The 10,709-nt window shown below is 61.0% G+C and carries 11 protein-coding genes; 8 read left to right on the top strand and 3 right to left on the bottom strand.

The genetic code is table 11. The features are described 5' to 3' along the window. Positions 1–87: 87 nt before the first annotated feature. The 7 genes from apaG to IWW33_RS13350 all read left to right on the top strand — a co-directional run bounded on the left by apaG (position 88) and on the right by IWW33_RS13350 (position 8,067). Positions 88–468 (top strand): Co2+/Mg2+ efflux protein ApaG, encoded by a 381-nt coding sequence (apaG, locus tag IWW33_RS13380; RefSeq protein ID WP_012316563.1) that lies wholly within the window; start codon positions 88–90, stop codon positions 466–468. Continuing rightward, positions 468–1,334 carry a symmetrical bis(5'-nucleosyl)-tetraphosphatase gene (locus IWW33_RS13375; protein WP_115273034.1) on the top strand — a complete coding sequence of 289 codons (867 nt, stop codon included), beginning with the start codon at positions 468–470 and terminating at the stop codon, positions 1,332–1,334. Before apaG ends, IWW33_RS13375 begins: the two co-directional genes overlap by 1 nt. A 15-nt stretch (positions 1,335–1,349) precedes the next feature. Beyond that, the gene (gene glpE / locus IWW33_RS13370) at positions 1,350–1,679 is read left to right on the top strand and encodes a thiosulfate sulfurtransferase GlpE (protein WP_046787571.1); all 330 of its coding nucleotides are present in this window, start codon (positions 1,350–1,352) and stop codon (positions 1,677–1,679) included. Positions 1,680–1,960: 281 nt separating this feature from the next. Beyond that, positions 1,961–3,883 carry a PrkA family serine protein kinase gene (locus IWW33_RS13365; RefSeq protein WP_012316566.1) on the top strand — a complete coding sequence of 641 codons (1,923 nt, stop codon included), beginning with the start codon at positions 1,961–1,963 and terminating at the stop codon, positions 3,881–3,883. A gap of 176 nt (positions 3,884–4,059) precedes the next feature. Continuing rightward, positions 4,060–5,331 carry a YeaH/YhbH family protein gene (locus IWW33_RS13360; RefSeq protein ID WP_012316567.1) on the top strand — a complete coding sequence of 424 codons (1,272 nt, stop codon included), beginning with the start codon at positions 4,060–4,062 and terminating at the stop codon, positions 5,329–5,331. Continuing rightward, a complete protein-coding gene (locus IWW33_RS13355) occupies positions 5,328–6,896 on the top strand; it encodes a SpoVR family protein (RefSeq protein ID WP_012316568.1) in 1,569 nt (522 codons plus the stop codon). Before IWW33_RS13360 ends, IWW33_RS13355 begins: the two co-directional genes overlap by 4 nt. 58 nt (positions 6,897–6,954) lie before the next feature. Further along, positions 6,955–8,067: a multifunctional CCA addition/repair protein gene (locus tag IWW33_RS13350; protein ID WP_174141935.1), complete on the top strand. Its 1,113-nt coding sequence runs from the start codon at positions 6,955–6,957 to the stop codon at positions 8,065–8,067. Between the two features lie 56 nt (positions 8,068–8,123). Here IWW33_RS13350 and folK read toward each other — a convergent pair whose 3' ends face one another. Together folK and folB are read right to left on the bottom strand one after the other, a co-directional pair. Continuing rightward, entirely contained in the window at positions 8,124–8,633 is a 510-nt protein-coding gene (gene folK / locus IWW33_RS13345) for a 2-amino-4-hydroxy-6-hydroxymethyldihydropteridine diphosphokinase (RefSeq protein ID WP_039602169.1), read from the bottom strand. Continuing rightward, positions 8,624–8,980 carry a dihydroneopterin aldolase gene (gene folB / locus IWW33_RS13340; protein WP_009682799.1) on the bottom strand — a complete coding sequence of 119 codons (357 nt, stop codon included), beginning with the start codon at positions 8,978–8,980 and terminating at the stop codon, positions 8,624–8,626. The genes folK and folB overlap by 10 nt, the downstream gene beginning before the upstream one ends. Positions 8,981–9,054: 74 nt before the next feature. On the opposite strand from folB, the gene plsY reads away from it, so the two are divergent. Continuing rightward, positions 9,055–9,624: a glycerol-3-phosphate 1-O-acyltransferase PlsY gene (gene plsY / locus IWW33_RS13335; RefSeq protein WP_012316571.1), complete on the top strand. Its 570-nt coding sequence runs from the start codon at positions 9,055–9,057 to the stop codon at positions 9,622–9,624. A 16-nt stretch (positions 9,625–9,640) separates the two neighbouring features. Here the strand turns inward: plsY and tsaD are convergent, their stop codons facing one another. Continuing rightward, a complete protein-coding gene (gene tsaD, locus IWW33_RS13330; RefSeq protein WP_012316572.1) occupies positions 9,641–10,666 on the bottom strand; it encodes a tRNA (adenosine(37)-N6)-threonylcarbamoyltransferase complex transferase subunit TsaD in 1,026 nt (341 codons plus the stop codon). Positions 10,667–10,709: the final 43 nt, after the last annotated feature.

Below are 10,709 nucleotides of genomic sequence, written 5' to 3'. Positions count from 1 at the left end.
CCCTCCCCGACACCACTGGCCCTCCCCCCCGCCAATGGCCTAGACTGCAGGTATCGCCGTATTCGCTTGTTTGACCAAGGCCCATGCATGTCCGATCCCCGTTACCAGATCGACGTCAGCGTCGTGACCCGCTATCTGAAAGACCAATCCGACCCCGAAAGCGATCGCTTTGCATTCGCGTACACCATAACAGTGCAGAACAATGGCTCGATCAAAGCCAAGCTGATGTCTCGACACTGGCTGATCACCAACGGTGATGGTGAAGTGGAGGAGGTACGCGGCGCAGGTGTGATCGGCCAACAACCGACCATCGAGCCGGGCCAGAGCCACACGTACAGCAGCGGTGCAGTGATCAGCACCCGCGTGGGCACCATGCAGGGCAGCTACCAGATGTTCGCCGAGGACGGCAAACGCTTCGAGGCCGACATTGCCCCCTTCCGCCTGGCGGTGCCGGGGGCCCTGCACTGATGGCTACCTACGCCGTCGGTGACCTGCAAGGCTGCCTGCAACCCCTCAAGTGCCTGCTGGAGCGCGTCAAGTTCGACCCGGCTGTCGATCGCCTGTGGCTGGTCGGTGACCTGGTCAACCGCGGGCCTGAATCGCTGCAGACACTGCGCTACCTCTACTCGATCCGCCACTCGCTGACCTGCGTGCTGGGCAACCATGACCTGCACCTGCTGGCTGCATGGCAAAATGTCGAACGCCTGAAGAAAAGCGATACCCTGCGCGAAATCATCGAGGCGCCAGATGCCGATCAACTGCTCGACTGGCTGCGCCAACAGAAACTGCTCCACTATGACGAGCCGCGCGGCATTGCCTTGGTGCACGCTGGCATCCCCCCCCAGTGGACACTGGGCAAAGCCCTGGAGCTGGCTGGCGAAGTCGAGGAGGTGCTGCGCGATGACGAGCGCCTGAAGCTGTACCTCGATGGCATGTACGGCAACGAGCCGAACAAGTGGAGCAAGAACCTCAGCGGCGTCGAGCGCCTTCGGGTGATCACCAACTACCTGACCCGCATGCGCTTCTGCACTGGCACAGGCAAGCTCGACCTCAAGAGCAAGGAAGGGCTGGGCACGGCACCGAAAGGTTACAAGCCCTGGTTCGCGCACAAGGACCGCCGCTCGCGGCATGTGAAGATCATCTTTGGCCACTGGGCCGCACTCGAAGGGCGCGTCGAGGAGCCCGGCATCATCGCCCTCGATACGGGCTGTGTATGGGGTGGCACCATGACCCTCTACAATGTCGACAGCGGTGAATACCTGCGCTGCGACTGCGCCGACGACGGCACCCTGCGCCCGCCGGCACAACCGACTAAACTTAACGATCAGCCCTGAAGGAAAGCCCTACCCATGAGCGAATTCAAACGCATCCCTCCCGAGCAGGCCCTGGCCTTGCGCGCGCAAGGTGCGGTCGTCGTCGACATTCGCGACCCGCAGGCCTATGCCGCCGGCCACATCGCCGGCGCCCGGCACCTGGACAATCATTCGGTTGCCGACTTCATCCGCAATGCCGACCTGGATGCCCCGACCCTTGTGGTCTGCTACCACGGCAACTCCAGCCAGAGCGCGGCCGCGTACCTGGTTGGCCAAGGTTTTTCCGACGTTTACAGCGTCGATGGCGGCTTCGAGCTGTGGCGCACCACCTACCCGGACGAGACCGCGCAAGGCACCCCTGAATAATTTTTTAATTCCACTCCAGCCCGCGCCCCACGCGGGCTCGCGCCTCACCTGACGAACGGTCGCCGACAACTTCTGCGCCGCTTGCCCTTGACCTTGCGGATAACCAACTATTCTTAAGCGCAGGCCATCCAAAAAAGGGGAGAGCCGGTACACCGGCGTGCGGGTCATCGGTAGCGTTACAGGGTGTTCTGGGGGGTATACAGCAATCGGCAAGCCCGGTTGCATGCCAGCATCAGCTGACTGATCCGGCGTCGTCTCCACGTATCGAGCGAGGTGACGTCATGAGTATTTTTAGCCACTTCCAACAACGTTTCGAGTCTACGCGCCAGGAAGAACTCTCGCTGCAGGAGTACCTCGAGCTGTGCAAAGAGGATCGCAGTGCCTACGCATCGGCGGCTGAACGGCTGTTGCTGGCCATCGGCGAGCCGGAACTGATCGACACCTCAAGCAACTCCAGACTGTCGCGCATTTTCTCCAACAAGGTGATCCGCCGGTATCCGGCCTTTGCAGACTTCCATGGCATGGAAGAGTGCATCGACCAGATCGTTTCCTACTTCCGCCACGCCGCCCAAGGCCTTGAAGAGAAGAAACAGATCCTCTATCTGCTGGGCCCGGTGGGTGGCGGCAAATCGTCGCTGGCCGAAAAGCTCAAGCAGCTGATGGAAAAGGTCCCTTTCTACGCGATCAAGGACTCGCCGGTTTTCGAGTCGCCGCTGGGCCTGTTCAACGCCACTGAAGATGGCGCCATCCTCGAAGAAGAGTACGGCATCTCGCGGCGCTACCTGAACACCATCATGTCGCCATGGGCCACCAAGCGCCTGCAGGAGTTCGGTGGCGACATCAGCAAGTTCAGGGTGGTCAAGCTGTACCCCTCGATCCTCAACCAGATCGCTATCGCCAAGACCGAGCCAGGCGACGAAAACAACCAGGACATCTCGGCCCTGGTCGGCAAGGTGGATATCCGCAAGCTCGAGGAATTCCCGCAGAACGATGCCGACGCCTACAGTTACTCGGGTGCGCTTTGCCGGGCCAACCAGGGCCTGATGGAATTCGTCGAGATGTTCAAGGCGCCCATCAAAGTCCTGCACCCGCTGCTGACCGCCACCCAGGAAGGCAACTACAACAGTACCGAAGGCCTGGGCGCGATCCCTTATTCCGGGATCCTGCTGGCCCACTCCAACGAATCGGAGTGGCACACCTTCCGCAACAACAAAAACAACGAGGCGTTCATCGACCGGATCTACATCGTCAAGGTGCCGTACTGCCTGCGCGTCAGCGACGAGATCAAGATCTACGACAAACTGCTGGTCAACAGTTCGCTGGCCAAGGCCCATTGCGCACCCGATACGCTCAAGATGCTCGCCCAGTTCACGGTGCTTTCACGCCTGAAGGAGCCGGAAAACTCCAACATCTACTCCAAGATGCGTGTCTACGATGGCGAAAACCTCAAGGATACCGACCCGAAAGCCAAATCGATCCAGGAGTACCGCGATTCTGCGGGTGTCGATGAAGGCATGAACGGCCTGTCCACGCGTTTTGCCTTCAAGATTCTCTCCAAGGTGTTCAACTTCGACCCACACGAAGTGGCGGCCAACCCCGTGCACCTGCTCTATGTGCTGGAACAGCAGATCGAACAGGAGCAATTCCCGGCTGAAGTGCGCGAACGCTACCTGCGCTACCTGAAGGAATACCTGGCGCCACGCTACATCGAGTTCATCGGCAAGGAAATCCAGACCGCCTACCTCGAGTCCTACAGCGAATACGGTCAGAACATCTTCGACCGCTACGTGCTATACGCCGACTTCTGGATCCAGGATCAGGAATACCGCGACCCGGAAACTGGCGAGATCCTCAACCGCATTGCCCTGAACGAAGAGCTGGAAAAGATCGAAAAACCAGCTGGCATCAGCAATCCGAAGGATTTCCGCAACGAGATCGTCAACTTCGTACTGCGTGCCCGTGCCAACAACAACGGCAAGAACCCAAGCTGGCTCAGCTACGAGAAGCTGCGGGTGGTGATCGAGAAGAAAATGTTCTCCAACACCGAAGACTTGCTGCCAGTCATCAGCTTCAACGCCAAGGCCAGCAAAGAAGATCAACAGAAACACAACGACTTCGTCACGCGGATGGTGGAGCGTGGCTACACCGATAAACAGGTGCGCCTGCTGTCGGAATGGTACCTGCGGGTCAGGAAATCGCAATAAAGCGGCAAGCTGCCCCTGCAGCAAGCTCCAAGCCGCCAGCAGCAAGCTGCAAGTTGTGCGCGCTCGGTTCAAACCCGACGCCACAGCCTGCAGCAGCGCTGGCTGCTCTTTCTTGAAGCTTGTGGCTTGAAGCTTGTGGCTTGCAGTTGCAGCTGCATCCAGTCACCGGAGGGACCATGAGCTACGTTATCGACCGACGCCTGAACGGCAAGAACAAGAGCACGGTCAACCGCCAGCGTTTCTTGCGGCGCTACCGTGAACACATCAAGAAAGCCGTCGAAGAGGCCGTAAGCCGTCGCTCCATCATGGACATGGAGCACGGCGAGCAGATCAGCATCCCGGGACGTGATATCGACGAACCGGTGCTGCACCATGGCCGCGGCGGCAAGCAGACCATCGTGCATCCGGGCAACAAGGAATTCACTGCTGGCGAACATATCGCCCGGCCGCAGGGCGGTGGCGGCGGTGGTGGCCGCGGCAAGGCAGGCAACTCCGGCGAGGGCATGGACGACTTCGTCTTCCAGATCACCCAGGAAGAGTTCCTCGAGTTCATGTTCGAAGACCTCGAGCTGCCCAACCTGGTCAAACGCCACCTGACCGGTGCCGACACCTTCAAGACCGTGCGCGCCGGTATCGCCAACGAAGGCAACCCGTCGCGCATCAATATCGTGCGCACCCTGCGCTCGGCCCATGCCCGGCGTATCGCCTTGACCGGCAGCAGCCGCGCACTGCTGCGCGAGGCGCAGAAGGAACTGGCCCGGTTGAAAGTCGAGGAGCCCGACAACTTCACCGACATCCAGGAGGTCGAGCAAGAGATCGAGCGGCTCAAGGCCCGTATCAACCGCCTGCCGTTCCTGGATACCTTCGACCTCAAGTACAACCTGCTGGTCAAGCAGCCCAACCCCAGTTCCAAGGCCGTGATGTTCTGCCTGATGGACGTGTCCGGCTCGATGACCCAGGCCACCAAGGACATCGCCAAGCGGTTCTTCATCCTGTTGTACCTGTTCCTCAAGCGCAACTATGACCGCATCGAGGTGGTGTTCATCCGCCACCACACCAGTGCCCGCGAAGTGGACGAAGAAGAGTTCTTCTATTCCCGCGAGACCGGCGGCACCATCGTTTCCAGTGCACTCAAGATGATGCAGGAGATCATGGCCGAACGTTACCCGGCCAGTGACTGGAACATTTACGCCGCCCAGGCTTCCGACGGCGACAACTGGAACGACGACTCGCCCATCTGCCGTGAGATCCTTTCCAAACAGATCATGCCGCACGTGCAGTACTACACTTACGTGGAGATCACCCCCCGCGAGCATCAGGCGCTGTGGTACGAATACGAGCGTATCGGCGAGGCTTTCCCCGACACGTTCGCCCAGCAGCAGTTGGTTTCGGCCGGTGACATTTACCCGGTCTTCCGTGAACTCTTCCAGCGCAGGTTAGCCACATGACCGCCAGAGCACAGAGACGCCAACCCATTTCCACCGGGTCCGAGTGGACGTTCGAGCTGATCCAGACCTACGATCGGGAAATCGGCCGTTTGGCCGAACGTTATGCCCTGGACACCTACCCCAATCAGATCGAAGTGATCACAGCCGAGCAGATGATGGACGCGTATGCCTCCGTCGGCATGCCGCTGGGCTATCACCACTGGTCCTACGGTAAACAGTTCCTCAGCACCGAGAAGTCCTATAGCCGCGGCCAGATGGGCCTGGCCTACGAGATCGTGATCAACTCCGACCCCTGCATCGCCTACCTGATGGAAGAAAACACCATGTGCATGCAGGCACTGGTGATTGCCCACGCCTGCTATGGCCACAACAGTTTCTTCAAAGGCAATTACCTGTTCCGCACATGGACCGATGCCAGTTCGATCATCGACTACCTGGTGTTCGCCAAGCAGTACATCGCCCAGTGCGAAGAGCGCCACGGCATCGATGCTGTCGAAGACCTGATCGACTCCTGCCACGCCTTGATGAACTACGGCGTGGACCGCTACAAACGCCCCTACCCGATCTCCGCCGAGGAGGAGCGGCGCCGCCAGAAGGAGCGCGAGGAGCACCTGCAACGCCAGATCAACGACCTGTGGCGCACCATTCCCAAAGGCGCAGAGAAAGGCGGCGACCGCGATGATGCGCGCTTCCCCGCCGAACCGCAGGAAAACATCCTTTACTTCATCGAAAAACACGCCCCGCTACTCGAGCCTTGGCAGCGCGAAGTGGTGCGTATCGTGCGTAAGATCGCGCAGTACTTCTACCCCCAACGCCAGACGCAGGTCATGAACGAAGGCTGGGCGACCTTCTGGCACTACACCCTGATGAACGACCTGTACGACGAGGGCCTGGTTACCGACGGCTTCATCATGGAATTTCTTCAGTCGCACACCAGTGTGGTGTTCCAGCCCGGCTTCGACAGCCCTTATTACAGCGGCATCAACCCTTATGCCCTGGGTTTCGCCATGTACACCGACATCCGCCGCATGTGCGAAAACCCTACCGAGGAAGATCGCCGCTGGTTCCCGGACATCGCCGGCAGTGATTGGCTGTCGACCATCAAGTTCGCCATGAGCAGCTTCAAGGATGAGAGCTTCATCCTGCAGTACCTGTCTCCCAAAGTGATCCGCGACCTCAAGCTGTTCAGCATCCTGGATGACGACCAGCGCGACGACCTGCTGGTGCCTGCGATCCATGACGAAGCTGGCTACCGGGCGATACGCGAGCAACTCGCGGCCCAGTACAACCTGGGCAACCGCGAACCCAACGTACAGATCTGGAGCATCGACCGCCGCGGCGACCGCTCCCTGACCTTGCGCCACCAGCAACACAACCGCAAACCGCTGGGTGACTCCACCGAGGAGGTGCTCAAGCACCTGCACCGCCTTTGGGGCTTCGACATCCACCTGGAAACCGTGCAAGGCGATCAAGTGGTCAAGACCCACCACATGCCACCGCGTGGCGAGCATGGCGAAGCCGGCGACTACGGCCGCATGGACCTGGCCGTCATCCATCACCTCTAGCCTGCACACCACCATTGCTGCCGACAGGGTATCCTGTGGGCAGTAATGGAGGCTGCACATGCAAATCTACAAAGTCGGCGGCGCCGTGCGCGACCGCCTGCTCGGGCGCCCGGTCAGTGACATCGATTGGCTGGTGGTGGGTGCCAGCGTCGAAGAAATGAACGCCAAGGGCTTTCGCCCAGTTGGCGCTGACTTCCCGGTTTTCCTGCACCCAAAGACGGGCGAGGAATATGCCCTGGCGCGTACCGAGCGCAAGAGCGGGCGCGGGTATGGCGGTTTTACCTTCCACGCCAGCCCCGAGGTGACCCTCGAAGAAGACCTGATCCGTCGCGACCTCACCATCAATGCCATGGCCGAGGATGATCAGGGGAACGTTCTGGACCCCTTTCACGGTCGGGCCGATCTTGAGCAACGCCTTCTGCGCCATGTGTCCCCGGCATTCGCCGAAGACCCCTTGCGCGTACTGCGTGTTGCCCGCTTTGCCGCACGCTATGCGCCGTTGGGGTTCAGGGTCGCCGATGAAACACTGGAGCTGATGAAGCAGATCGCGACTTCTGGCGAACTGCAGGCGCTGACGGCTGAACGCAGCTGGAAAGAGATCGAGCGAGCGCTGATGGAAGATGAGCCACAGGTGTTCATCAACGTGCTGAGCGACTGTGCAGCTCTGAAACAACTGATGCCTGAGCTTGAGGGAGATGCAGCTGCGCTGGCGGCACTCACGCAAGCAGCCAAACATCATCAGCCACTGCACATTCGCTGGGCCTGCCTGCTGCATAGCCTGGAGCCAGCTTCGATCAAAGCGCTCAACCAGCGCTTCAAGGCGCCGCGTGAATGCCAGGAACTGGCCATGCTGGTGGGTGAATGCGCCAGCAACGGCCACAGGGCCTTGCAGCTGGAGCCAGAAGACATGCTGGCATTGCTTCAGAAGTTCGACGTGTATCGGCGACCACAACGCTTCGAGGATTTCATTTCCGTGTGCCAGATGGTTGCCCAAGGAAGCGCACAGGCTTTTCCACAGGCGGATTACCTGCGCGCAGCGGCAGCGGCCGCCAGGGCGGTAGAGGCGAAGCCCCTGGTGGAAGCAGGGCTGACTGGGCAGGCATTGGGGGAGGCGCTGAAGCATCAGCGCCTGGAGGCACTGAAGGCCTACAAGGCCAATGCCGAAAACTGATCCAACTGCTCGTACCTACCCGTGAAGGGGCCAGTACGAGCAGCGATCACCCCGGCTCAGACGCTGGTAAGCTGCAAACCGCGCCATTCAAACGCGACCGGCGCCAACACCTGGTCGATATTGGCCTCCTGCCACAACCGGGCCATGCTCTTACCCTCTCCCGGATGCACCAGCTCAGGCGCCAGCAGCGCCAACGGCCATAGCACGAAAGCGTTCTTCAGAATCTCGGCCCTGGGCAACACCAGCCCATCGAACGTGCCATGCAGATCGTCATACATCAGCACATCGATATCCAGCGGCAGGCCCTTGCGGTCGGGCGCGTAGCGGCCATTGTCAGCCTCGATGAACTTGAGCCGGCGGTCCAGCTCCATCAACCCAAGGTCGGTCTTGCCCGTCACCACGAAATTGATGAATGGGCCGCTCTTGATCCCCACAGCCTGGCTTTCGAACGCCGGAGAACAACGCATGTCACAGAGGATCGCCGCCAATGCATCGAGCCCTGCGCACAGGTGCGCATGGCGATCGATGTTGCTGCCCAGGCCCAGGTAAACCGTGCTCAGAGACATCCGCGCTCGATCTCCACGCCAACACCGCCTCGGGCCGCAGGGACCGCACCCGGCTTGGTCAGCTTGAGCCGCACCCAAGGGATGTGGAACTCTTCCATCAGGGCCGCGACCAGCCGCTCGGCGAACGTCTCCACCAGCTCGAAACGCGCCTGCTCGGCAAAGGCCTGGATACGCGCCGAAACACTGGCATAGTCCAACGCCAGGTTCAGATCATCGCCAGCCGCTGCCGGGCGATTGTCCCAGGCGAAACTCAGGTCCAGGCGCAGGCACTGGCGAATATCCCGTTCCCAGTCATAGGCACCGATGACGGTATCGACTTCCAGGCCTTCGATGAACACTCTGTCCAAGCACTTCTCTCCACAGCACGACAAGGGCGACTGGCGCCGTTAGAATCAGGGCGTCCTCGCCCGGAATAGTTAGCATGTTTTGGTTACTGGCGCTGCTCGCCTACCTGCTCGGCTCGCTGTCCTTCGCCATCGTCCTCAGCCGCCTTTCGGGCAGCCCGGACCCGCGCTCCTGCGGTTCGGGCAATGCCGGCGCCACCAACATGCTACGCCTGGCGGGCCGCAAAATGGCGATCCTGACCCTGCTTGGCGACCTGTGCAAGGGCTTGCTGCCCGTAATGCTGGCACGCCTGGCCGGGCTCGACCTGCAAGAGCAGGCCTGGGTAGGCGTCTGCGCGGTGCTCGGCCACCTGTTCCCAGTGTACTTCCGTTTCCAGGGCGGCAAGGGCGTGGCCACGGCGGCCGGCATGCTCATGGGCCTGTACTTCCCCGCCGCGCTACTGGCCATCGCCGCCTGGCTGCTGACGTTCTACCTTACCCGCACCAGCTCGCTGGCCGCGCTGATCGCCACACCGCTGACCCTGCCACTGCTGGCCTGGCGCGAGCCAGCGGCCCTGCTGCCGATCAGCGTGCTGACCGTGATGATCGTCTGGCGCCACCGCAATAACCTGCGCGACCTGTTCGCCGGGCGCGAACGCCACTTCTGACGCACACGCAAGCGGCTTACAACGGTGGCAACTGCTCCATCGGCCAGCGCGCCTGCACGCTGATCGCCAGGTCCTGCTGCTGCCCGGCCAACAGCCGCTGGCAACCGGCATAGGCGATCATCGCGCCGTTGTCGGTACAGAATTGGGGACGCGCGTAGTACACGTTGCCTTTGATACTGCCGAGCATGTCCTCGAGGGAGGCACGCAATGCCTTGTTGGCGCTCACGCCACCGGCAATCACCAGACGCTTGAGGCCGGTCTGCTTCAGTGCGCGCTTGCACTTGATGGTCAGAGTCTCCACCACAGCCTGCTGGAACGCCAGGGACACGTCGCAACGGGTTTGCTCGTTGTCGTCACCAGCATCGCGGCACTGCTGCCAAGTGTTCAGGGCAAAGGTCTTCAGGCCACTGAAGCTGAACGCCAGGCCCGGACGGTCGGTCATCGGCCGCGGGAACACAAAACGCCCCGGTACGCCCCGTTCTGCCAGGCGAGCGATTTCCGGGCCACCCGGGTAATTGAGGCCGATCAGCTTGGCAGTCTTGTCGAACGCTTCGCCAGCAGCATCATCCAGGCTCTCGCCCAGCAACTCGTACTGGCCGATGCCATCGACCCGAACCAGCTGGGTATGCCCCCCAGACACCAACAAAGCGACGAACGGAAACTGCGGAGGATTTTCCTCAAGCATGGGCGCCAACAGATGGCCTTCCATATGGTGCACGCCGATCGCCGGAATATCCCATGCGAAAGCCAGAGCCTGGGCGCAGGACGCACCCACCAGCAGCGCTCCGACCAGGCCAGGGCCTGCGGTGTAGGCAATGGCGTCGATCTCGGTGGCCACGCAGCCCGCCTCGTCCAGCACCTGGCGGATCAGGGGCAGCATGCGCTTGACGTGGTCCCGTGAGGCAAGCTCGGGTACCACCCCGCCAAACACGCGGTGCAGGTCGATCTGGCTGAACAGCGCGTCGGCCAACAAACCGCGTTCGCTGTCGTATAATGCGACGCCGGTTTCGTCGCAGGATGTTTCCAATCCCAGTACTAGCATGGGCTCGTCCCTTGTGGGGGCTGATTTCGAAGCCGCGCATGAT

The sequence above is a fragment of the Pseudomonas sp. M2 genome, assembly GCF_015751845.1.
Classification (GTDB): domain Bacteria; phylum Pseudomonadota; class Gammaproteobacteria; order Pseudomonadales; family Pseudomonadaceae; genus Aquipseudomonas; species Aquipseudomonas putida_E.
This window is presented reverse-complemented; position numbering and strand designations above follow the sequence as displayed.